At 63.5% G+C, this 23,885-nt stretch carries 18 protein-coding genes; 14 read left to right on the top strand and 4 right to left on the bottom strand.

Annotation, left to right across the window (positions count from 1 at the left end; genetic code table 11):
* The first annotated feature begins 11 nt into the window (after positions 1-11).
* From ACI512_RS24870 to fecE, 9 genes are all read left to right on the top strand, one after another.
* On the top strand, positions 12-818 hold the full coding sequence (locus ACI512_RS24870) for an ABC transporter substrate-binding protein (protein ID WP_015884890.1): 807 nt from the start codon (positions 12-14) through the stop codon (positions 816-818).
* Positions 819-830: 12 nt separating this feature from the next.
* Positions 831-1,607, top strand: a complete 777-nt coding sequence (locus tag ACI512_RS24865; RefSeq protein WP_015884889.1) for an amino acid ABC transporter permease — start codon at positions 831-833, stop codon at positions 1,605-1,607.
* 2 nt (positions 1,608-1,609) lie between these two features.
* A complete protein-coding gene (locus tag ACI512_RS24860; protein ID WP_015884888.1) occupies positions 1,610-2,389 on the top strand; it encodes an amino acid ABC transporter ATP-binding protein in 780 nt (259 codons plus the stop codon).
* 37 nt (positions 2,390-2,426) lie between these two features.
* Complete coding sequence (locus ACI512_RS24855) at positions 2,427-4,037, top strand: gamma-glutamyltransferase family protein (RefSeq protein ID WP_236383898.1); 1,611 nt, start codon at positions 2,427-2,429, stop codon at positions 4,035-4,037.
* 121 nt (positions 4,038-4,158) lie between these two features.
* Positions 4,159-6,564 carry a TonB-dependent siderophore receptor gene (locus ACI512_RS24850; protein WP_405121402.1) on the top strand — a complete coding sequence of 802 codons (2,406 nt, stop codon included), beginning with the start codon at positions 4,159-4,161 and terminating at the stop codon, positions 6,562-6,564.
* A 513-nt stretch (positions 6,565-7,077) separates the two neighbouring features.
* The gene (locus ACI512_RS24845) at positions 7,078-7,992 is read left to right on the top strand and encodes a Fe(3+) dicitrate ABC transporter substrate-binding protein FecB (protein ID WP_231809239.1); all 915 of its coding nucleotides are present in this window, start codon (positions 7,078-7,080) and stop codon (positions 7,990-7,992) included.
* Positions 7,993-7,994: 2 nt separating this feature from the next.
* Positions 7,995-8,984: an iron-dicitrate ABC transporter permease FecC gene (fecC, locus tag ACI512_RS24840; RefSeq protein WP_329616046.1), complete on the top strand. Its 990-nt coding sequence runs from the start codon at positions 7,995-7,997 to the stop codon at positions 8,982-8,984.
* The gene (locus ACI512_RS24835) at positions 8,981-9,949 is read left to right on the top strand and encodes an iron chelate uptake ABC transporter family permease subunit (protein ID WP_236380788.1); all 969 of its coding nucleotides are present in this window, start codon (positions 8,981-8,983) and stop codon (positions 9,947-9,949) included. Before fecC ends, ACI512_RS24835 begins: the two co-directional genes overlap by 4 nt.
* A 4-nt stretch (positions 9,950-9,953) precedes the next feature.
* The gene (gene fecE, locus ACI512_RS24830; protein WP_236380784.1) at positions 9,954-10,745 is read left to right on the top strand and encodes a Fe(3+) dicitrate ABC transporter ATP-binding protein FecE; all 792 of its coding nucleotides are present in this window, start codon (positions 9,954-9,956) and stop codon (positions 10,743-10,745) included.
* A gap of 111 nt (positions 10,746-10,856) precedes the next feature.
* Here fecE and ACI512_RS24825 read toward each other — a convergent pair whose 3' ends face one another.
* Genes ACI512_RS24825 through ACI512_RS24815 form a run of 3 tightly spaced genes read right to left on the bottom strand, consistent with a single transcriptional unit; the run spans position 10,857 to position 15,312 of the window.
* Positions 10,857-11,789, bottom strand: coding sequence for a sulfonate ABC transporter substrate-binding protein (locus tag ACI512_RS24825; RefSeq protein ID WP_064053355.1), 933 nt, complete (start codon positions 11,787-11,789; stop codon positions 10,857-10,859).
* Entirely contained in the window at positions 11,786-13,117 is a 1,332-nt protein-coding gene (locus tag ACI512_RS24820) for an LLM class flavin-dependent oxidoreductase (RefSeq protein ID WP_236380780.1), read from the bottom strand. The genes ACI512_RS24825 and ACI512_RS24820 overlap by 4 nt, the downstream gene beginning before the upstream one ends.
* A 2-nt stretch (positions 13,118-13,119) precedes the next feature.
* Positions 13,120-15,312 (bottom strand): TonB-dependent receptor, encoded by a 2,193-nt coding sequence (locus tag ACI512_RS24815; protein WP_236380777.1) that lies wholly within the window; start codon positions 15,310-15,312, stop codon positions 13,120-13,122.
* Positions 15,313-15,522: 210 nt separating this feature from the next.
* Between ACI512_RS24815 and ACI512_RS24810 the strand changes: the two genes are divergently transcribed.
* Positions 15,523-16,563 carry a LacI family DNA-binding transcriptional regulator gene (locus tag ACI512_RS24810; RefSeq protein WP_236380776.1) on the top strand — a complete coding sequence of 347 codons (1,041 nt, stop codon included), beginning with the start codon at positions 15,523-15,525 and terminating at the stop codon, positions 16,561-16,563.
* 62 nt (positions 16,564-16,625) lie between these two features.
* Positions 16,626-17,246: a TetR/AcrR family transcriptional regulator gene (locus tag ACI512_RS24805; protein ID WP_015884875.1), complete on the top strand. Its 621-nt coding sequence runs from the start codon at positions 16,626-16,628 to the stop codon at positions 17,244-17,246.
* Between the two features lie 71 nt (positions 17,247-17,317).
* Here the strand turns inward: ACI512_RS24805 and ACI512_RS24800 are convergent, their stop codons facing one another.
* Positions 17,318-20,068 carry a glycoside hydrolase family 3 C-terminal domain-containing protein gene (locus tag ACI512_RS24800; protein WP_405121401.1) on the bottom strand — a complete coding sequence of 917 codons (2,751 nt, stop codon included), beginning with the start codon at positions 20,066-20,068 and terminating at the stop codon, positions 17,318-17,320.
* Between the two features lie 507 nt (positions 20,069-20,575).
* On the opposite strand from ACI512_RS24800, the gene ACI512_RS24795 reads away from it, so the two are divergent.
* From ACI512_RS24795 to gspF, 3 genes are all read left to right on the top strand, one after another.
* Entirely contained in the window at positions 20,576-20,800 is a 225-nt protein-coding gene (locus ACI512_RS24795) for a hypothetical protein (RefSeq protein WP_046035367.1), read from the top strand.
* Between the two features lie 155 nt (positions 20,801-20,955).
* The gene (gene gspE / locus ACI512_RS24790) at positions 20,956-22,686 is read left to right on the top strand and encodes a type II secretion system ATPase GspE (protein WP_015884872.1); all 1,731 of its coding nucleotides are present in this window, start codon (positions 20,956-20,958) and stop codon (positions 22,684-22,686) included.
* Positions 22,683-23,885 carry a type II secretion system inner membrane protein GspF gene (gene gspF, locus ACI512_RS24785; RefSeq protein ID WP_064053361.1) on the top strand — a complete coding sequence of 401 codons (1,203 nt, stop codon included), beginning with the start codon at positions 22,683-22,685 and terminating at the stop codon, positions 23,883-23,885. The genes gspE and gspF overlap by 4 nt, the downstream gene beginning before the upstream one ends.

Below are 23,885 nucleotides of genomic sequence, written 5' to 3'. Positions count from 1 at the left end.
AGTGTCTGGTCATGCATAAACGCCGCGCCTTGCTGGTGGCTGTCTCCCTCGGCCTCTGTAGCCAATGGGCCTTCGCTGCGCCCCAGGTACCGGAGCGCCTGAAGAGTGTCGACAAACTCACCTACTGCTCGGGGATGGATTCACCGCCCCTGGTGTCCTTCGATGAAGCGCAGAAACCGCGGGGACTCACCGTCGACCTGGGCCTGGAGATCGCCAAGCGCCTGGGCGACAAACAGGTGCAGTGGCGGGTGATTCCGTTCTCCGGCCTGGTGCCGGCGTTGCTCGCCCAGCAGTGCGACATGATCGTCGACCAGCTGTTCGACAAGCCCGAGCGGCGCCAGGTGATCGACATCGTCAACTACATGTATTCCAGCCAGTCGGTGGTGGTGCCCAAGGGCAATCCCAAGGGCATCAAGGCATTGGACGACCTGTCCGGGCACAAGGTCGCGGTACTCAACGGCTCCACCATCAAGACCTTGCTGGACACCCAGAACGACAGCCTGGCCAAGGCCGGCAAGCCGCCGATGAAACTGGTGGTGTACAACACCGACACCGACGCCTTCCAGGCCCTGCGCATCAGTCAGGTCGACGCCTACGGCACCACCGTGGAAACCGCCGGTTACTACGCCGCCATGGCCCCGGACCTGTTCCAGGAAGGCGTGCCCGCGTTCAGTCGCATCCTCACCGGCCTGGGCATACGCAAGGATGATCCACAACTGACCGCCGCCGTGCAGCAGATCATCAGCGACATGCGCAGCGACGGCAGCTATGTGCAATTGCTCAACAAATGGCATGTCAGCAGCGACACACTCGACTGAGGTTCTACAACGATGAATTTCAATTGGGATGTGTTCTGGCAATACCTGTTGCAGCCCAGTGGGGTCTACCTCACCGGGCTGTGGCTGACGTGCCTGATCAGCGTGCTGGCGATGCTGCTCGGCTGTGCGCTGGGCCTGGCGGCGGCGCTGTTGCGCCTGTCGAAGAACCCGTTGCTGCACCTGCCGGTGCGTTTTTATGTATGGCTGATGCGCGGCACACCGTTGCTGGTGCAGATCGTGTTCCTGTACACCGCGCTGGCGGCCGGCGGGATTTTCCGCTTCGAGGACATCGAACTGTTCGGCCTGATCGTCCCCGGCAATATCCAGGCGGCGATTATCGCATTGGGCCTGAATGAAGGTGCCTACATGGCCGAGATCATCCGGGCCGGCATCGGCGCGGTGGACAAGGGCCAGTACGAAGCCGGCCGTTCCCTGGGCATGGGGTTCGCCAAGCTGATGCGGCGCATCGTGCTGCCCCAGGCGTTCCGGGTGATCGTGCCGCCGCTGGGCAACGAGTTCAATGTGATGCTCAAGAACACCACCCTAGTCAGCGTGATCGGGGTGCAGGAGTTGCTGCTCAGTACCCAGATGATCACCTCGGCGACCTTCCGTGTGTTCGAGTTGTACCTGGTGGTCGCCCTCTACTTCCTGACGCTGACCACCTTGTGGGGCTTTTTCCAACGTTGGCTCGAAACGCGGTTCAGCCAGTCTGACCGGCCTTCTGCGCCACCACCGGCAGCCAGCCGCATGTTCGGGCGCAGCACCCTGAAACTGCTGAGGGGACGTTAACCATGGCGCACCAAAGTGAAGAACTGATCATCGAGGCGCTGGATATCCACAAGTCGTTCGGCACGCTGCAGATCCTCAAGGGCATCTCCCTGCAAGTGCGGCGCGGTGAAGTGGTGGTGCTGATCGGCGCCTCGGGCTCGGGCAAGACCACCTTTATCCGCTGCATCAACCTGCTCGAAGACATCCAGGGCGGGCGCATCCGCGTCAACGGCCGTGCCATGGGCTATCGCGAGCGCAGCGACGGCAGCCTGGTGCGCGATTCGGAGCGCAACATCGCCCGCCAGCGCCGCGACATCGGCATGGTGTTCCAGCGTTTCAACCTGTTCCCGCACATGACCGCGTTGGAAAACATCATCGAAGCGCCGATCCAAGTGCTCGGCACCCCCCGTGCCGAAGCGTTGGAGCAAGCCCGTGGACTGTTGGCGCGGGTCGGCCTGGCGGACAAGGCCAGTCATTACCCCTCGATGCTCTCCGGCGGCCAGCAGCAACGGGTGGCGATTGCCCGCGCCCTGGCGATGAAGCCTCAAGCCATGTTGTTCGACGAACCCACCAGCGCCCTCGACCCGGAAACCGTTGGCGAGGTCCTGCAAGTGATGAAGGAACTGGCCGAGGAGGGTATGACGATGGTGGTGGTCACCCACGAAATGGGTTTCGCCCGCGAAGTCGCTGACCGTGTGGTGGTGCTCGATCAGGGCGAACTGATCGAACAAGGGCCGCCGGAACAGATCTTCAGCCACCCCAGCCACCCCCGTACCCGGGCGTTTCTCAGCCGCGTGTTATGAGCCCGCTAATAAACCCTTGTGTTGAAGAGCCTTTGCCATGTTGAAATTCTCCGCTCACGAGTACCCCTATCCCTCGCAACGCCAAAGTGTGTTTGCCCGGCGCGGCATGGTTGCCGCGTCCCAACCCCTGGCCGCCCAGGCCGGGATCGAAATCATGCAAAAGGGCGGCAACGCCATCGACGCCGCCATTGCCACGGCGGCTGCGCTGACGGTGGTAGAGCCCACCGGCTGCGGCCTCGGCGGCGACGCGTTTGCGCTGGTCTGGTGCAAGGGCCGGCTGCACGGTTTGAACGGCAACGGCCATGCGCCGACGGCCTTGAGTATCGACGCGGTCAAGGCCGCCGGGCATGACCAGATGCCGCTGTACGGCTGGACCCCCGTCACCGTGCCCGGCTGCCCCTCGGCCTGGGCCGAGCTGTCGCAACGCTTCGGTAAGTTGCCGTTTGCCGAGTTGTTGCAACCGGCCATCAGCCTGGCGCGCGACGGTTTCCCGTTGTCGCCGGTGGTTGCCCATCAATGGCAGATCTCCTTGAACGAATTCAGCCCCCATCGTGACGCGGTGCTGGAGGCCTGGTTCGACACCTTCTTGATTGATGGTCGCGCGCCACGGGCCGGGGAGATTTTCCGCAACCCGGCCCAGGCCCGCACCCTGGAAGAACTCGCCGCCACCCGCTGCGAAAGCCTGTATCGCGGCGCGCTGGCCGAGCGCCTCGACGCCCATTCCAAGGCGAGCGGCGGCTACCTGCGCGCCAGCGACCTCAAGGAATACCGCGCCCAATGGGTCGAGCCGATCCACATCAACTACCGAGGTGTGGACGTCTGGGAAATCCCGCCCAGCGGCCAGGGCCTGGTGGCGCTGATGGCGCTGAAAATCCTCGAAGGCTTCAGCTTCGATCACCGCGACAGCCAGCAAACCTGGCATCGCCAGTTGGAGGCGATGAAGCTCGCCTACAGCGACGGCCTGCACTACATCACCGACCCGTTGCACATGCGCGTGGCCGTCGCCGATTTGCTCAGTGATGTCTACAGCACCCGTCGCCGTGCGCACATCGGCGAACAGGCCCTGCCACCCAAGCCCGGCGACCCTCACGCCAGCGGCACGGTGTACCTGGCCACGGCCGACGCCGAAGGCAATATGGTCTCGTTCATCCAGAGCAACTACCACGGTTTCGGCTCCGGCGTGGTGCTGCCCGACAGTGGCATCGCACTGCAGAACCGGGGGCAGGAATTCAGCCTCGACCCGACCCACGCCAACTGCCTGGCGCCGGGCAAGAAAACCTTCCACACCATCATCCCCGGCTTCCTCACCCAGGACGGCCAGGCCCTCGGCCCGTTCGGCGTAATGGGCGGCTATATGCAGCCCCAGGGCCATGTACAGATGGTGATGAACCTGGTGGACTTCGGCCTCAACCCGCAAGCGGCCCTCGACGCGCCGCGCTGGCAATGGCTGGGCGACATGAAGGTCGGCATCGAACAGGGCGCCTCCCGCGACCTGGCCAATGCCCTGGTGCGACGCGGGCACCAGGTGCAGGTCGCCAGCGACCTCACCGACTACGGGCGCGGGCAGATCATCCTGCGCGACCCGGTCAGCGGGGTGCTGTGCGGCGGCACCGAGCCAAGGGCGGATTCGCATATTGCGGTATGGTAACCAGAGCAGGGCATGGCACCGCCATGCCCTGCCATTTTGAAAAAAGTTGGTCGAAGCCTGTCCCCTTTTTTCACCTCGCCTGTCATTCCAGGCAAGTGAACAAAATCGAGAGCTTCCTCCAATGCCTGCAGTCCGCCCCCTGCGCTTGCGCCCGTTGCTGAAACTGAGCCTGATGCTGAGCCTCAGTGCCAGCCCGTTATTCGCCGCCGTCAGCTATGCCGAAGACACCGCCAGCCGCCGCAGTTACCAAGTGCCGGCCGGTAGCCTGAGTGCGGCACTGACGCGTTTTGCCGGGTTGTCGGGGGTTAACCTGTCGGTGGACCCCGCCCTGGTCAGCGGTCGCAGCAGCGGCGGTTTGTCCGGCGAGTTCGGTGTGGAGGAGGGCTTTGCCCGCTTGCTGCAAGGCTCAGGGCTGCAACTGCAACCCATGGGTGAGCAGGCCTACATGCTGGTACCGGCACCGGATGGCAGCAGCCTGGAACTGGCGCCGACCTCGATTCTCGGCACCACCGGCCTGTACGACGGCGACACCTACGCCGGTGGCCAGGTGGCGCGGCGTGGCTCGCAGGGCCTGCTGGGCACGCGGGATTTCATGGAAACCCCGTTCAGCATGACCACCTACACCCAGGACGCGGTGAAGAACCAGCAAGCGCGCACCCTTGGCGACCTGATCGCCAGCGACCCGTCGGTACGCGCCACCAACCCGGCGGGCGGGCGCTATGAGCAGTTCACCATTCGCGGCTTCAGCCTGTTCAACAGTGATGTGGCTTACAACGGGCTCTATGGCGTGTTGCCGACCTACACCATCGATATGGAAATGGCCGACCGCGTCGACATCTTCAAAGGTCCCACCCAACTGATCAATGGCATCTCGCCGCGCGGCAGCGTGGGCGGCGGGATCAACGTGGTGCCCAAGCGCGCCACCGACAAAGACATCAACTCGTTTACCGGCAACTGGGCCTCTGACAGCCAGGCGGGCGGTGCGGTGGATATAGGGCGGCGCTTTGGCGAAGACAACAAGTTCGGCATCCGCTTCAACGGCGTTAAACAGTCCGGCGACACCGAATGGGATCACCAGAGCGTCGATCGTGAAATGGCTGTGCTGGGCCTGGATTTTCGTGGCGAGCGCCTGCGCCTTTCCACCGATATCGGCCACACCGAGCGTGACACCGATGCCCCGCAGGAGCGTGTGCAGGTCGCGGCCGCCGCGCCGGTCCCCAGTGCCAACGATGTGCGCCGCAACTATGCGCAGTCCTGGAGCAAGGCCAGCACCAACGACACCTTCGGCACCGTCAATGCTGAGTACGACCTCAGTGATAACGTGATGCTCTACGGCGGTGTGGGCGCGCGCAAAAGTAACCACGACTTCCTGCGCCATGCGGTGTCCGTGACCAACGCGGCGGGTGATTTCATTGTGTCGCCGCGGGATTTCACCCGCGATGAAAATGTGCGCACCTACACCGCCGGCGTGCGCAACTGGTTCCAGACCGGGTCGGTGAGCCATGAGGTCAACCTGGCCGCCAGCTACTTCTATATGGACTTTGAAAACGGCGGCGCACGCTATGCGAACGGGCGCAGCAATCTCTATAACCCGGCGCAAACGCTGACGCCCTCAACGGCAACGCGCCAGGATGCGAAGGTCTACACCGAAAACAAATTCAGCGGCGTAGCACTGTCCGACACCCTGGGCTTCTTCGACGACCGCCTGTTGCTGACCCTCGGCGCGCGCTGGCAGCGAGTCAAGGTGGATGACTGGAACAATGGGGTCAAAGGCAAGACCGGGTACGACGAAGAAAAGATTTCGCCGTCCGGCGGCTTGCTGTTCAAGGCCACCGACAAGCTGTCGTTGTATGCCAACTACATGGAAGGCCTGAGCCAGGGCAAGGTCGCGCCGTCGACGTCGAATAATGACGATGAAATCTTCCCGCCATTTATCAGCCGCCAGGTGGAAGTGGGCGCCAAATACGACGCCGGCGCCTTCGCCGTCACCGCTGCGGTGTTCCGCATCAAGCAGCCCGCCTATGAAACCAATAGCACCACGAACCTGTTCGGCCCCAACGGCAAGCGCCAGAACACCGGGGCCGAGCTGAGTGTGTTCGGCGAACCGCTCAAGGGCGTGCGCCTGCTCGGCGGCGTGATGTACATCGACAGCGAACTGCAGAAAACCACCAACGGTACCTATGACGGCAACCGTGCACCGGCGACGCCCAAGTACAACGTCAACCTGGGCGCCGAGTGGGACGTACCGACCCTGGAAGGGCTGACCCTGACCAGCCGTGGCCTCTACTCCAGCTCGCAGTACCTGGATCAGTCCAACGACAAGGAAATCGACGCCTGGAACCGTATCGACGTAGGCGCGCGCTATGCGTTCAAGGTGGACGACAAACACATCACCCTGCGGGCGAACGTGGAGAACGTCGCCGATAAACGCTACTGGAGTTCGGCCGGCGCCTCGGATGACAGCGAGCCGGGGTTGACCTTGTCGACGCCGCGTACCTACCTGCTCTCGGCCACCGTCGACTTCTAGCATGAGGCTTGCTGCGCGGACTGGCTTCTGTGGTCAAGGTGGTTGCAGGGGGGAGCGGGCTTGTTGAGGTGAGCAAGCTTGTTGAGGTGGAGCAAGCTTGTTGTGGTGAGCAGGCTTGCTGGGGTGAGCAAGCTTGTTGGGGGGGAGCAAGCTGTTGTGGTGAGCGGGCTTGCCCCGCGCTGGGCTGCGCAGCAGCCCCAACAAGAACACCACTTCGTGTCAGGTAGAACGCGGCGCCAGGTTTTGGGGCGGCTTCGCCACCCAGCGCGGGGCAAGCCCGCTCACCACAACAGCCCGCTCACCACAACAAGCCCGTTCACCATGCAGGCCAGTCACTCCAACAAGCCTGCTCACCACGCAGCCCACTCACCCCAACAACCCCGCGTCCACAGGGTAGAGCGGGTATAAATGAGAATGTTTTTTGATCACGCCGCGCTGATATGGAATAGTACCCGCCGTTTTCCCCAGCCTGTCTAGCCGGGGTGTTTTAACGCCGAGGTTCTTGTCATGCGATTGCTGCGCTCCATCTCCACCCTTGCCGCCTGTGTCCTGGCGTTCTCTTCAAGCCTGCTGAGCGCCGCCCCCATCGATCTCAACGACGGCCAGCACGCCGTGCATCTGCCGGATGCGCCCAAGCGCGTGGTGGTGTTGGAGTTCTCGTTTCTCGACAGCCTCGCCGCCGTTGACGTGACCCCCGTCGGCGCCGCCGATGATGGCGACGCCAATCGTGTATTGCCCCGTGTGCGCCAGGCCATCGGCCAGTGGACGTCCGTGGGCCTGCGCTCGCAGCCGAGCATCGAGGAAATCGCGCGTCTCAAGCCGGACCTGATCGTCGCCGACCTCAACCGCCATCAGGCGCTGTACAGCGACCTGTCGAGCATTGCGCCGACCCTGTTGCTGCCGTCGCGTGGCGAGGATTATGAAGGCAGCCTCAAGTCCGCCGAGCTGATCGGCAAGGCCCTGGGCAAAAGCCCGCAGATGACCGCGCGCATCGCGCAAAACCGTGAAAACCTGAAAAACATCGCCCAACAGATCCCCGCCGGCGCCAGCGTGCTGTTCGGTGTGGCGCGGGAAGACAGCTTCTCCGTACACGGCCCGGACTCCTACGCCGGCAGCGTGCTGCAAGCCATTGGCCTGAAAGTCCCGTCGGTACGCGCCAACGCCGCGCCCACCGAGTTCGTCAGCCTGGAGCAACTGCTTGCCCTCGACCCGGGCTGGTTGCTGGTCGGCCATTACCGTCGCCCGAGCATTGTCGACAGCTGGAGCAAGCAGCCGCTGTGGCAAGTGCTCGGCGCCGTGCGTAACCAGCATGTCGCCGAAGTGGATGGCGACAGCTGGGCGCGCAACCGGGGCGTGCTGGCGTCGGAGCAGATCGCCGAAGACACGTTGGCGATCCTTAAAGGCGGCAAAGCCGTATTGAGCCAATAACCGTGCAACGCAGTTTCGCCGCCATGGGCATCCTGCTGTTGGGCGCCGGTTTGTTCTGGTTTTCGCTGTACAGCTGGTCGCCGTTCACGCTGACGGCGACGGATGCGTGGAATGGCCTGGTCCATCAAGGCAGCGTGGGCGGCAATATGGCCTACATCGTCGCCCAATTGCGCGTGCCCCGTGCGGTGTGCGCGGCGTTGGTCGGTGCCTGCCTGGGCTTGGCCGGCGCGTTGATGCAAGGCATTACGCGCAACCGCCTGGCTTCGCCATCCCTGTTTGGCGTGACGGCGGGGGCGGCGTTGGGGTTGGCGTTGTTTTCCACTGGGTTGGTCGCTCTGCCGTTCGCCGGCGGTGCGTTGTTGATGACTTGCCTGGGCGGCGCGCTGGCCTGGGTCACGGTGTTCAGCCTGGGTGGCGCCTGGTCGCCGACCACCGCCCAGGGGCGCCTGGTATTGGCCGGCGTAGCCGTGGCGGCGTTGTGCGCGGCCTTGACCCGGCTTACGGTGATCCTGGTCGAAGCCCAGGCGCAAAGCGTGCTCAACTGGCTGGCCGGTTCCCTGGCGAATGTCGGCGCCGCGCAAGTGCAATTGCTCTGGCCGTGCACCTTGATCGGCGGCGTGTGGGCCCTCTGGTGTGCGCCGCGCTTGAACCTGATCAACCTCGGCGAAGACGCCGCACGCTCGCTGGGCGTGGGCATTGCCGGCCTGCGCCTGCAGGTGTTTGTCGCCAGTTTGCTGCTGGTGGGCGCGAGCGTCTGCGCGGTGGGGCCGATCGGCTTTGTCGGGCTGATTGCACCGAATATCCTTCGACAGTTTCTCGGCAATGACTACCGCTGGCTGATCCCGCTGAGCGCGGCATTAGGCGCTGTGATTGTGCTGGGAGCCGACCTGCTCAGCCGCGCCGTGGCGTTTCCGGTGGAGACCCCGGCCGGTGTGGTCACCGCGCTGATCGGCGCACCGTTCTTCCTCTTTCTTGCCAGGCGCGCCCTATGATCCGCCCACGTTCGCGCCTCTGGCTGCTGCTCGGCCTATTGCTGCTGGCGACGTTGGTCAGCCTCAGCGCCGGCACCCAGTGGCTCGCGCCGGGCACCGTGGTGGAGCGCCTGCTGGCCCACGACGCGCTCGACTTCGAAGTATGGAACCACCGCCTGCCGCGTAGCCTGATCGCGATCCTCGCCGGTGCGGCCTTCGGCCTGGCCGGGGCGATTGTGCAGGGCGTGATCCGCAACCCGCTGGCCTCGCCGGAAATCCTCGGTGTGACCCAGGGCGCCGGTTTGGCGCTGACCGTGGCGATCATCAGTTGGCCGCATTTGCCGATTGCCTGGCTGCCGCTGGTGGCCTGCCTGGGCGGTGCCGGTGGCGCGTTGCTGCTGGCGCTGTACAACACCGGGGTGAGTTTTTCCGGCGTGCGTTTTGCGCTGTCCGGGGTGGCGATTGCGGTGACGTTGTCCAGCGTCACCGAGTTTCTGATCCTGTCCCACCCGCTGGATATCAACACCGCTTTGCTCGCGTTGACCGGTAGCCTGTGGAGCCGCAATTGGCACCACCTGGCGCTGGTGCTGCCGTTCCTGGTGTTGATCCCTGTGGGCCTGTGCCTGGCCAAGCCGCTGAACCTGATTGCGCTGGGCGATGAAGCCGCCCACAGCCTCGGCACCGCACTGAGCCGCACACGCTGGCTGGCGATGGCCTGCGCGGTGCTGCTGACCAGCCTGGGCGTGGGCGTGATCGGGCCGATTGGCTTTATCGGCCTGGTCGCACCGCACATGGCGCGGCGCCTGGTAGGCGGGCATCACCAGTACCTGCTGCCGGCAGCGATGCTGATCGGTGCGCTGCTGCTGGTGCTGGCCGACACCCTGGGGCGTACGTTGATCGCGCCCAGCGAAATCCCCGCCGGGGTGCTCACGGCGGTGATTGGCGCGCCGTATTTTCTTTGGTTGCTGGCACGGTTCAAGGGCTGATGACATGAGTATTCTCCACGCGCAACAGCTTGATATCGGCTACGGTGCCACGCGCATCGTGCAGGGGTTGTCCTTTGCGCCGCCCGCCGGAAAGGTCACTGCCTTGATCGGCCCCAATGGCTGCGGCAAATCCACCTTGCTCAAGGCGTTCGCGCGCATCCTCACGCCGATCCAGGGCGAATTGACCCTGGATGGCCAGGCCTACGCCGGCCTGTCCGCTCGCCAATTGGCGCGGCAGATCGCGTTTTTGCCCCAGGTATTGCCGGTGCCGGAAGGTGTCAGCGTGCGCCAACTGGTCGCGTATGGTCGCAGCCCGCACAACTCATTGTGGGGGCGCCTGAGCGGCAACGACCAATCCCATGTCACCCAGGCCATGCAACGCCTGGAACTGGACACCCTGGCCGACCGCGCCCTGGCAGATTTGTCCGGCGGCCAGCGCCAACGCGCCTGGCTGGCGATGGTGCTGGCGCAGAACGCGTCGGTGGTGTTGCTCGATGAACCCACCACTTACCTCGACATCAGCCACCAGGTCGAACTGCTCGACCTGATGGGCGAACTGGCGGCAGAAGGCAAGACCGTGATCACTGTGCTGCACGACATCAACCAGGCCTGCCGTTATGCCGACCACCTGGCGGTGATGCACGGCGGCAAGCTGGTGGCTGACGGTGCGCCGGGGGAGGTGATCAGCGCCGAGTTGATGCGGCGGGTGTTTGAGGTGCAGGTGCAGATCATCAATGAGCCGGTGTCCGGCACGCCGATGTGCGTGGTGGAGAAAAGCACCCGCCATCACGCCTGACGCGATCAAAAAATCTGGGAGGGGGTTTGCTGCCGATAGCAGGGGGGCAGTCAATACAGGAGGTGACTGACACTCCGCTATCGGGAGCAAGCCCCCTCCCACATTTGGAGCTCAGTGGGCTTCAGATTTCCATACGGCCTGCTTCACATCGATGGCCTTGGGTAACAACCGGTTCTGGTAGAACAGGTCTGCCGTCGCCTGCTGCGCCTGGATGATCTTGTCGTCAATCGGCAAAATCGGCGAAGGCGGGCGGTTGTCCATATAGCGCGCAACCACGGCGGCGGGCAGGCCCATGAAGTCGGTCAGGACTTTCAAGCTGTCTTCACGCTGGCTGCGCGTGAGCGCTTCGGCGGCGGTGAGTGCTCCGAGAAGGTCGTGGATGAACGCACCGTTGGCCTTCGCATATTCACGCCGCGCGGTATACACCGGCCCGGATAAACCCAGGCCTTCACCATTGGCCAGCACCTGGCTGGGGCTCTGGCTCAGGGCCAGGGACGAATAGGGTTCCCAGATGGCCCAGGCATCCACGCTGCCTTGTTCGAACGCCGCACGCGCATCGGCCGGCGGCAGGTACACCGGCTGGATGTCCGTGTAGCTCAGGCCGGCTTTGTTCAGGGCGCGCAGGATCAGGTTGTGGGAACTGGAGCCTTTCTGGAAGGCGACTTTCTTGCCCTTGAGGTCCGCCACCGAATGCAGCGGGCTGTCGTTGCGCACCAGGATGGTTTCGGCGCTGGGCTTGGGCGGTTCGGCGCCGATGTAGACCAGGTCGGCCCCGGCAGCCTGGGCGAACAGGGGAGGGATGTCGCCGGTGGCGCCGACATCCAGCGCACCCACATTCAGCGCTTCGAGCATCTGTGGGCCGGCGGGGAATTCGATCCACTTCACTTGCGTCTGCGGGAAGCGCTTTTCCAGCAGGCCATGTTCCTTGGCGAGCACCAGGGCGATAGAGCCTTTCTGGTAGCCGATGCGCAGTGCGGCGGGGTCGGCCGCCAAGGCGGTTTGAGTGACGGCCAGCAGGGCCAGTAACAGGGCCGGAATCTTCATGCGTCGTCCTTTTTAAAGCGGTTTTCGGGGCGCGCCAAACCGAGGTTTTCACGCAAGGTGGGACCGGTGTATTCAGTGCGGAACAGGCCGCGCCGTTGCAGCTCGGGCACCACCCACTGGGCGACATCTTCCAGCCCGCCCGGCAGGTGCGGCACCAGGATATTGAAACCATCGGCCGCGCCATTTTCGAACCAGTTTTGCAGCGCATCGGCAATCTGTGCGGGCGTGCCGATCAGGCTGTAATGCCCGCGCCCACCGGCAATCCGCCGACCCAATTGTGCGAGCGTCAGTTGCTCACGGCTGGCCAAATCACTCAGCAGTTGTTGGCGGCTGCGTTGCCCGCTGTCGGTCAGCGGTAACGCGGGCAAGGGACCGTCCAGCGGGTAGCCCGACAAGTCGAAATTACCCAGCATGCGCCCCAGCAAAGCCACGCCGACTTCCGGCTCAACCAACGCCTGGAACGCCTCGAATTTCGCCTGGGCTTCAGCCTCGGTCTGACCGACCACCACAAACACCCCCGGCATGATTTTCAGCGAATCCGGCTCGCGCCCATACCGCCCCAAACGCGCCTTGAGGTCGGCATAAAACGCCTGGGCACTCGCCAACGACGTCTGTGCGGTAAACACCACCTCGGCGGTTTGCGCCGCCAGTTCACGGCCGGTTTCCGACGAACCCGCCTGCACGATCACCGGCTGGCCCTGGGGCGAGCGTGCCACGTTCAGCGGGCCTTTGACGCGGAAGTGTTCGCCGACGTGATCCAGCACGTGCAGCTTCGCCGGGTCGTAGTAGGTGCCGCTGGCCTTGTCCCGCGTGAAGGCATCGTCCTCCCAGCTGTCCCACAACCCCGTCACCACCTGATGAAATTCCCGCGCGCGGCTGTAGCGCTCGGCATGGCCGAGGTGTTCATCGCGGCCGAAATTCTGCGCTTCGGCGGCGGCATCCGAGGTCACCAGGTTCCAGCCCGCGCGCCCGCCGGACAGGTGATCCAGCGAGGCGAACTTGCGTGCCACATGATAAGGCTCGTTGTAGGTGGTGGTCGCCGTGGCAATCAGGCCGATGTGATCGGTCACTGCGCTGAGCGCCGACAGTAAGGTCAGCGGTTCGAAATGGTCCGAGCGCGCCATCTGGCTGGCGACCTCACCCGTAGGCGCGGCAACGCTGTCGGCCACGAACAGCGCATCGAACTTCGCCGCTTCGGCCACGCGTGCCAGGTGTTTGTACTGGGCGAAATCCAGCCCGGCATGTGCCGGCACGTCCGGGTGGCGCCAGGCGGCGACGTGATGCCCGGTGGCCATGAGAAAGGCGCCGAGTTTCAGTTGACGGCTCATGCTTAGAAATCCTTGCGCAGTTGCACGCCGAAGTAACGCTCATCGTCACGGGGTACGGCGCGGTAGATATAATTGCCGCCGCTGGCCAGCAGCGGTGAGTAGGACTTGTCCGCGAGGTTTTTGGCCAGGAATGCGACGCGCCAGCCCTTGCTGTAGTCGGCCAGGGCCACGCTGGCGTTCCAGATGCCATAGGCGCCTTGTTGGGTGTCGACGTTCTGGCTGATGTCGTACTGCACTTCACTCTGCCAGCTGTAGTCGGTGCCCAGTTCGATGTCCAAGCCGTTATCCAGCGGGATCGTGTAGTCGGCGCGCACGTAGCTTTTCCAGTCCGGGCTGAAGGGCAGCGGCTTGCCATTCACGTTGCAGGTCGCGGCGGCACCCGCGGGGCAGGCGAATTTGTCGATGCGCGCACGGGTGTAGGCCAGGGCGCCGGAGAGCTTGAGTTGCTGGGTGGCCTGCAAGGCGTAATCCAGCTCGACGCCTTCGGTGCTGACGCTGCCGGCGTTGATCAAGCGGGTCACCACTTGGCCGGCGACGGTGTCGAAGAAGTTGGCCTGGTAGTTGTCGTAGTCGCTGTGGAACACCGCCAGGTTGGTGGTCAGGCGGTTGTTCCAGGCGGTGGCCTTGATCCCGGCTTCCCAGGTGTTGGAGGTCTCCGGCTTGAGCGCGTCGGTGTCACGCGGCTGCATGTTGAAGAACACGTTGTAGGCCGGGCCTTTGTAGCCGCGCGAGTAGGTTAGGTAGCTGGTGACGCTGTCAGTCAGGTCGTACTGCACGCCGAGGCGGCCGGACCAGCCGTCTTCGTCCACCGAGCCGGAACTGGAGGTGGCCGGTTGAATCCCGCTGACCGTCGTGGCCGAGGTGGAGGCGCGGCGGTGAGCGTATTTCAGGTCATCATGGGTGTAACGCAGGCCGGCGATACCCCGAAAACGCGAGGTGAAGTTCAGTGTGGTTTCGCCGAAGACCGCGTAGCTGTCGTTGGTGGTGCTGTAGTCGGCGATGCCACGGTCGGTGCGTGTCGTGGTGGTCAGTGTGCGCTGGTAGGTTTCTTCGTCCTTGCCGTGCATGTAGAACAGGCCGCCGACGTACTCCAGGAATTCGCCCTTGGGCGAGGCCAGGCGCAGTTCCTGGGAGTACTGGTTGAAGTCCAGTTCGCCCTTGTCGGCGGTGCCGGGGAAGGCAGCGCTCACGGTACCGAGGCGGTCGCCGTCCTGGTATTGGGTGTTGTCCCAGCCGCGCCAGGCGGTGATCGAGGTCAGGGTGTAGTCGCCGAGGTTCCAGTCCAGCTGGGCGGATACACCCTTGTTGATGTCTTCCACATGGCTGCGGGTATCGGTGTTGATGTCGCGGTTGTCGCTGGACGCCCGCACCGGGCTCAGGGCATTGCTGAACGCCGGGCTCAGGGACTTGCTGACCACGCCATTCGGCGCGTCGTCGTGGGACTGCATGTAGTCGGCGATCAGGGTCAGCTTCACGTCATCGTTGGGGGTGAACTCCAGCTTGCCGCGAATGCCTTTGTGGTTGTAGCCGTTGACCTCCTGGCCGTTGTGCGGGTTGTCCACGTTGCCGTCGTAGCTGCCAAACAACGTACTGATCGAGCCCTTGAGCACGTCAGGTACCAGGCTGCCGCCGATGCCGAAGCGGGTGCGGCTTTCATTGCCGCTGTAGTACGACTGATCGATATAGCCGTGGGTCTCGGCGGTGGGCGCCTTGCTGGTGATATTCAGCACACCGGCCGAGGCGTTCTTGCCGAACAACGTGCCTTGCGGGCCGCGCAGCACTTCGATGCGCTCCAGGTCCAGCAGGTCGAGGGTGGCCTGGCCGGGGCGGGCGTAGACCACGCCGTCGATCACCGTGGCCACCGTCGGCTCGACGCCGGGGGAGGTGGAAATGGTGCCCACGCCGCGCACAAACAGCGAGGTGTCCTTGTTCGACGCGCCGGTGCGGAAGTTCAGTGACGGCACCTGCTGGGCGATGCTCGCCACGCCGTTGCGGTTGTCCCGCTCCAGTTGTTCGCCGTCGAGCACGGACACCGCTACCGGGACTTTCTGCAGGGATTCTTCGCGGCGGGTGGCGGTGACGGTTACCGATTTGAGCGTGGGTTCCTGCTCGTCAGCGGCAAAGGCGCCGGGCACGGGGAGGGCGGTCAAACCTGCGAGCAGTAACAAATGAGTGTGTTTTGTGACGTTGTGCATGCTGTGTGTGCTCGAAAAGAATGCCCGGGTCCGCTGCGGTTCTTGCGACCGTCAGCGCCTGTGAAAACTGTCGTGGGCATTCGCTTGAGCGAGTAGCAGACAGCGCGCGTTGTTAGCGCTAACATCGGCATTATTGGTAGCTCGAGTTTAGAGCGTCAAAGACTTAAAAATTATTCCTATATTCTTTTTGGTTGTTAGCAGGATTGTCCCGTGAGCGAAGATAAACCGCGCAAGCGCCGTGGCGCCGGGCGCGTCACCTTGAACACCGTGGCCCGGCAGGCCGGGGTGTCGGCGATCACCGTGTCGCGCTATTTCAACCAGCCGGAGCACGTCTCGCCCGAGCGTCGCGAGCGCATTGCCCAGGTGGTCGCCGAGCTGGGGTATGTGCCCAACCTGGTGGCCGGCGGCTTGGCCTCGGCGCGCGGGCGGATCGTGGCGATGGTGATCCCGAACATCTCGGGGCCGATCTTTGCCAATACTATCCAGGGGTTCAGCGACACCCTCAGTCGCCATGGCTATCAATTGCTGCTGGCGTCCAGTTACTTCAGCGCCGAACAGGAAGAAAGCGCGGTGCGCGCGTTCCTCGGCTGGTCGCCGGCAGCGCTGGTGCTGACCAGCCGCTTCCACAGCGCAGGCACTGAAAAGATGATCGCGGACGTGGATATCCCGGTGGTCGAAACCTGGGACTACGTGCCCGAACGCGCGCCGCTGCAGATCGGTTTTTCCCACTACGACGTCGGTGTCAGTGCCGCGCACTACCTGCACGGTAAGGGCTACCGACGTATTGCCTTCGTGCAGAACAGCGCGGCGGGCGACTTCAGTGCACTGGAGCGTCGTGACGGTTTCGCCGCGACCCTGACCGAACTGGGTGTACAACCCTGGGTCTTCGCCCCGGACGCCGACCGCGCCCCTTTCGAAGCGGGCAAGCAAGCGATGGAAACCCTGATGAACCACGCCACCCCGCCCGATGCGATCTTCTTCGCCAATGACAACCTGGCCGCCGGTGGTTTGCTGGCCGGCCAGCGCGCCGGGTTGAAGATCCCGCAGGACTGCGCCGTGCTCGGGTTTGGTGATTATCCGTTTGCCGAAATGCTGCTGCCGAGCCTCAGCACCATCAAGCCGCCTGCGCTGGAGATGGGTGTGCTGGCCGCGACGCGGGTGCTGGAAAGCCTGGGCGTGCTGGCGGTGAATGATGAGGTACAGCGCTTGAACTTGCTGGAGTGCCGCCTGATCGAACGGGAAAGCGCCTGAGCTTTATTTGCGGCTCGGGGGCAATTTGGATACGGTGAAAGCCTGCCCACAAGGATGTTCCTATGACCGAACCCGTCCCCAAGACCCGTCGCGCCCCAAAAGGTGAAAAGCGCCGTGAAGAGCTGCTGGATGCAGCCTTGCAGGTGTTTTCCCTGGAGGGCTACAGCGGCGCCTCGGTGGCAAAAGTGGCGGCCATCGTCGGTATTTCCGTTGCCGGTGTGCTGCACCACTTCCCCAGCAAAATTTCATTATTGATGGGCGTGCTGCAACGCCGCGACGAGGTCAATCAACGGATTGCCGATGAAGTGCGCGCTGAAAAAACCCTGACCGGGTTGCTGGGCAGCCTGCGTGCGATCAACCGTTCGAACGCGACCGCGCCTGGGGTGGTACGGGCGTTTACCATCTTGAATGCCGAAAGTCTGCTCGACACCCAGCCAGCCTGGGCGTGGTTCCAGGAACGTTACGCGGGCATCCAGCGGCGCTTGCAGGGGCAGTTTGCCGACCTGGTGGCGGCGGGGGAGGTGCGCAGCGATGTGGACATCGCCGGGCTGGTGGAAGAAATCCTGGCCATGATGGATGGCCTGCAGATCCAGTGGTTGCGCTTTCCCGCGCAAGTGGACCTGGTGGCGCGGTTCGACAGCTACATCGCGCGGGTCGAAGCGGCCATCAGAATCCAAAAATAACGCGGCCCAAAATGTGGGAGGGAGCCAGTCGAATCGTAGCACCGCCCCTCCCACACTAGACTGAGTCGGGATCAGTTGCCGGCAGCACTGCCCTGGCTGCTGTCATCGCTCATGTCATAGCCATCACCGTCGCTGGTGCCGCTATCCCCTTCATTTTGATGCAGCACGCCGCCAGTCTTCACCGTCGATTCACGCAGCGTCGAGTTGAGCGCCGAGCGCGGCAGCGGGTTGCTGGTGGTGGTCGACAGTTCCTGGCGGAACGGGTTGACCAGCTTGGCGTTCAGGCGAATGTCCTGGGACGACGCGCCCACCGACAGGTTGAAGCTGTCCGCATCCACCACCCACTGCTTGCTCGCCACGTCGTAGTAGGCCAGCGAGCGATCGTTGAGTTCGATGGTCACGCGCTTGCTCTCGCCCGGCTTCAGGAACACCTTCTTGTAGCCCTTGAGTTCCTTGATGGCGCGTTCGACTTTCGGGTTGTTCTGGCCCACGTACAACTCGGCCACTTCGGCGCCCGCGACCTTGCCGGTGTTGGACAGGTCGAACGACACCTTGATCGGCGCACCCGCCACCGCCACCCCAGGGGTCACGCTGATGTTGCTGTAGCCGAAGGTGGTGTACGACAAGCCATAACCGAACGGATAGAGCGGCTTGATGCCTTTCTTCTCGTAGCCGCGATAGCCCAGGAACAGGTCGTCCTTGTAGCTCATCTCGGCCAGGGTTTCCTGGTTGTCGAATTTCGGGAAGGTCGCGTAGATCGGGTTGTCTTCGATGTTGCGTTCGATACTGATCGGCAGCTTGGCCGACGGGTTGACCTTGCCTAGCAGAATTTCCGCCAGGGCCTGGCCGCCGTTTTGCCCAGGGTAGAACGCATGCAGCGCGGCCGGTACCTGGTCGATCCAGTCGCTCATCTTCAGCCCGGTACCGCCGTGCAGCGTGACCACGGTGTTCGGGTTGACCTTGGCGATGCTCTGGATCAGCAGGTTCTGGTATTCCGGCAGGTCGAAGCTGTGGTCGAAACCTTCGCCTTCGTATTCATTGCTGTTACCGGCTGCCACCAGGACCGCGTCGTACTGCGCCAGGTCTTGCGGTGCCACCAGCGAAGCCCAGCTCATCTGCACGCCGACCAGGCCGCCCATGGTCGAGAGGTAGCCGTTGCGACGCGAGTATTCCAGCTTGATATCGACAGGTTTGCCAGCTTCCAGGTTGACCTTGGCAAACACCGGGATGGTCGGCGGAATGCTGTTGTTCGGCAGCGGTTTGCCGTCGCCGTTGTCGAGGACTTTCTTACCGTTGACGTAGAGACGCACGGCGCCGTCGGCGCGGACCTTGAACACCTGCTCGCCGCTGACGGTCGGGGTGATCTGGCCGCTGTAGCGGATCGAGGTGGCGGCGGTATCGCCGTTCACCGGCAGGCTGTCGGTGGACCAGTCGAGGTCGACATGTGTGTCGGTACGGCTGGCCGCCGGGTCACCGGACCAGTTGGTGTTGTTGAAGAACTCGGTCTTCAAGCCTTTGGCGCTGTTGCCATTGCTGTCGGCATGGGTCCAGGTCGAAGTGGCCGGGTCCAGGGACAGCCCGTCGATAAACTCGACCTTGGCGCCCGGCGCCAGTTGCTGCAGACCGCTCAGCTCACTGATGTAGTTGGCGGCCATCACGTTGGCGCTACCGAAACCGGTAGGCGGCGCGTACTTGGCCAGGGTGCCGACCACGGCGATGCGCTTGACCTTCTTCGCGTCCAGCGGCAGCAGGCTGTTCTGGTTCTTCAGCAGCACGATGCCTTCACGGGCGGCGTTCAGGGCCACACGGTTGCTGGTGGCGCTGTTCATGTTGTGGCTGGTCAACGGCGCCTTGCTGTCGAATTTGTACAGGTAGATCTGCTTGAGGATGCGCCGCACCTTGTCATCGATGGTCGCGCTGCTCAGCTCGCCGCTGTCCAGGTAAGGCTTGAGGATGGTGCTGTTCATCTGGTAGCCCATCATGTCCAGGTCGGTACCGGCCTGCGCCGCCGGCAACCCGTTGACCACCGCGTTGTAGTCGCTCTGCACGAAGCCTGGGTAGCCCCATTCGGTCTTGAGGATGTCGCGCATCAGGTGTTTGTTCTGGCAGGCGAACTCGCCGTTCACCTTCTGGAACGCGCACATCATCATCGCGACTTTGCTGTTCTTCGACGCGGACTCGAACGGCGGCAGGGTCATCTCGCGCAGGACGCGTTCGCTGATGATTTCATCGAGGTGGAAGCGGTTGCTTTCCTGGTCGTTGGCGGCGAAATGCTTGGCGTTGGCCCACACACCGCGCGATTGAATGCCGTTGATTACCGCCGGCGCGAGGCTGGCGCCGAGGAACGGGTCTTCGCCGGACAAATACTCGAACGCACGGCCGCTGTACGGCATGCGGTACAGGTTCACGCCTGGCCCGGTGACGAACTGATAACCACCGCTGGCGGTGTCATAGCCCAGGGCACGGCCGAGGTCGATGGCGCGTCGCGGGTTCCAACTGGCGGCCAGGTTCGGCCCGGACGGGTACACCACGCCCTGCGCGTTGCCCTCGCTGGTGTAACGCACGCCCACGCCGCCATCGGCGCCGTGAATCTGCGGGATGCCGTACTGAGTCAGTGGCTTGACGTCCCAGCCACCGGTGCCGCCGATGTAGGCGAGTTTTTCTTCCATGGTCATCTTTGCCAGGGTCTTATCCGCGGCCTTTTCTGCACGGCTTACCCGGCCTTCATCCAGGGCCGGGCTCGTGGCCGCGTGCACCTGGGACACGGCCAGTGCCAGCAGGGCGAATGCCGACTGCGCACCGATCATTTTGCGTTTATTCATGGGTCTCTCCGACAACTGTTCAGTAAACATGGCGCGCCGAGAAGTGCGTGTTGCAATGCACGCTCGTCACTTTTTTCTGGGCAATAGTTGCCCGTGAGCGCAATTTTTAACCGATGGCTAATTGCAACTATTTGGCGAAATTCGCAGTTTTATAAGTGTAATAATTATATGAGTTGTTATTGTAAGTAGTGTCTAAGCGATATCACGAGATGGCATTTTGAACCGCGAAAACGGCATAATTAAGGCAATTCTTGCGGTTATAAGTCAAACGAAAGCTAATTTTTGCGTGAAATAAGAAATAATTTCTTACGTTCAGGAACTAAGGGTAAACCTACCAGTCGATTGGTTTAAGAAAAATCATCGTGCATGGCGAACTAGTGGCATTGCTCGGTAGTTCTAAAGTGCCATGTTTACACAAGCTGTCATACACAACGCTTTGGTGTAGGGTCTTGATTGAGTTCAAGGCGCCACTTGGGCTATCTGCTGTTTTTGATCTGGAGAAAGTTGATGAAGATTTCCCTGTTGGGTGCCGGTGTTGTACTGGGCGTTGCGCTAAGTGGCGCGGCGATGGCGGCTGATGCCACCGACGCGGATGCCAAGTCAGGCGCCGCTGATTCCACCGTGCTGACCCAGAGCCACGATGCCAAGGCTGCCAAGAAGCAGAAGACCGAAACCACCAAAGGCGGGCGGCCGCTGAACAGCAGCCAGGCCGCGCCGAAGACCTCGAACTAACGGGGAAACGCGGTCCCCTGTGGGAGGGGGCTTGCCCCCGATAGCGGTGTATCAGCCGGCGCATGCGGCAGCTGGTCCACCGCTATCGGGAGCAAGCCCCCTCCCACAAGGGTTTCCCATAGCCCTTTAGAACATCGCCCCTCAGATTTTTACCCATGCCCAGCGCCTCAACGCCCCTCGATGCCTGCCAACTGCACATCCCGCACACCGAACAGGTCTGCGCGTGGCTGATGCAGCACGCTGGCTTGAAAACCGTTGACCTGGAGCGCGCCCGACGCCTGTCCCAAGAGTCGGATGACCCCGAATTGCTCGGCCTGCTGACCCGCCTGGGACTGGTCTCCGAAGTGGAACTGGCCCGCGCCTGGGCCGACCTGCTCGGCGCGCCGTTGCTGCTGGCCGATGCCGCGCCACCCTTGCTGGACCCCTTGCCCTCACTGACCGAGCGCTTCATGCGTCACTACCAAGTGGTGCCCGTGGGTTGGAGCCAGGGCGGCCTGCGCGTGCTGGCCGCCAACCCATCGCTGGTGTACCCGTTCCAGGCCCTGGCCTATGCCTGCGGCGTGCCGGTGTGGCTGGCCGTGGGCCCGCGCAATGAAGTCGAAACCCTGATCGAGCGCTACTACGGCCAGGGCCGTTCGGCCATGGGCACGCTGATCGAAAACCTCGACGAGCAGGGCGGTGCGCTGGAAGACATCGAACACCTCAAGGACATGGCCTCCGAAGCGCCGGTGATTCGCCTGGTCAACCTGATCCTGCAGCGTGCGGTGGAACATCGCGCCTCGGACATTCATATCGAACCGTTCGAAAACCAGCTCAAGGTGCGCTACCGCATCGACGGCGTGCTGCACGAGGCCGAAGCGCCGCCGTCCAGTTCGTCGGCGGCGGTGATTTCGCGGGTGAAGATCATGGCGCGCCTGGACATCGCCGAGCGGCGCCTGCCCCAGGACGGGCGCATCATGCTGCGCATCCAGGGCAAGGAGCTGGACTTGCGGGTCTCCACGGTGCCCACCAGTTTTGGCGAGTCAGTGGTCATGCGTTTGCTCGACCGCCAGACCGTGCAGTTCGATTTCCAGAGCCTGGGGTTCGACGGCCAGCGCCTGGAAACTTTCCTGGAAGTGCTTGAACGGCCCCACGGCATCCTGCTCGTCACCGGGCCCACCGGCTCGGGCAAGACCACCACGCTCTACACGGCGCTGTCGCGGCTCAATACCGCCGAGCGCAAGATCATCACCGTCGAAGACCCGGTGGAATACCAGCTCGAAGGCATCAACCAGATCCAGGTCAAGCCGGCCATCGGCCTGGACTTTGCCGGCGCGTTGCGCTCCATCGTGCGCCAGGACCCGGACGTGATCATGATCGGTGAAATCCGCGACCTGGAAACCTGCCGTATCGCCATCCAGTCTTCCCTCACCGGCCACCTGGTGCTCTCGACCCTGCACACCAACAGCGCGGCGGCGAGTATCACCCGTCTGCTGGACATGGGCGTGGAAAGCTACCTGATCGCCTCGACCGTCAATGGCATCCTCGCCCAACGCCTGGTGCGGCGCCTCGACCCGGCCACCCGCGAAGCCTTCGAAGCCCCCGCCGAGTTGATCGCCGAACATGGCCTGGATCGGTTTACCGAGCAGCGCCCGATCCTGCTTTATCGCCCGCGCGCCGATGCGCCGGGCGGTGGCTACCACGGCCGCAGCGCGATCACCGAACTGCTGGTGATGAACGACGAACTGCGCAGCCTGCTGATGCGCCAGGCCGACGCCGCCACCCTCGAACAGGCCGCCCGCCGAGGTGGCCTGCGCACCTTGCATGAAGAGGGCCTGCGCCAGGCCGTGGCGGGTGTTACCTCCCTTGAAGAAGTGCTGCGCGTCACCCGTGGAGAGGGCGCGTGAGCCTGTTCAAATACCGCGCCCTCGACAGCCAGGGCCAAGCGCAAAATGGCACCTTGGAAGCCAAGGACCAGGACGCTGCCGTCGCTGCGCTGCACAAACGCGGTTTGCTGCTGTTGCAGATCGAGGTGGCGGGCGCCCAGGGGCTGCGCAAGGCCTTCGGCCGTGGCCAACTGAACGGCGCGGCGCTGGTCAGTTTCACCCAGCAACTGGCCACGCTATTGGGCGCCGGCCAACCGCTGGAACGCTCCCTGGGCATCCTGCTCAAGCAGCCCGGCCAGCCGCAGACCCGCGCGTTGATCGAGCGCATCCGCGAACAGGTCAAGGCCGGCCAGCCGTTATCCAAGGCGCTGGAGGAGGAGGGCGGCCAGTTCTCCCCGCTGTACTTGAGCATGGTCCGCGCCGGCGAGGCGGGCGGTGCCCTGGAAGACACGCTGCGCCAGCTCAGCGATTACCTGGAGCGCAGCCAGTTGCTCCGGGGCGAAGTGATCAACGCGCTGATCTACCCCGCGTTTCTGGTGGTGGGCGTGCTCGGTTCGCTCGCGCTGTTGCTGGCCTACGTGGTGCCGCAGTTCGTGCCGATCTTCAAGGATCTGGGCGTGCCAATTCCGCTGATCACCGAAGTGATTCTGGGCCTCGGCCAATTCCTCGGTGCCTACGGCCTGGCGGTGTTGGGCGGGTTGATTGTCGGCGCATGGACCTTGGTCGCACGCCTGCGTGATCCCCAGCGCCGTGAGCGCTATGACCGCCGCGTATTGGGCATCCGCATTCTTGGCCCGCTGCTGCAACGGGTCGAAGCCGCACGCCTGGCGCGCACCCTTGGCACCTTGCTCAGCAACGGTGTGGCGCTGCTGCAAGCGCTGGTGATTGCCCGGCAGGTGTGCACCAACCGCGCGCTGCAGGCGCAAGTTGCCCAGGCCGCCGAATCCGTCAAAGGCGGCGGCACGTTGGCCAGCGCCTTCGGCAGCGAACCCCTGCTGCCGGACCTGGCGTTGCAAATGATTGAAGTCGGCGAACAGGCCGGCGAACTCGACAGCATGCTGCTCAAGGTCGCCGACGTGTTCGACGTCGAGGCAAAACGCGGCATCGACCGCCTGCTCGCCGCGCTGGTGCCGTCCCTGACCGTGGTCATGGCGGTGCTGGTGGCGGTGATCATGCTGGCGATCATGCTGCCGCTGATGAGCCTGACCAGCAATATATGA

The organism is Pseudomonas petroselini, from assembly GCF_045037875.1.
In the GTDB taxonomy this organism is placed as follows: Bacteria; Pseudomonadota; Gammaproteobacteria; order Pseudomonadales; family Pseudomonadaceae; genus Aquipseudomonas; species Aquipseudomonas petroselini.
Note: the sequence above shows the minus strand (reverse complement) of the source record. Positions and strands in the feature narration are given on the sequence as shown.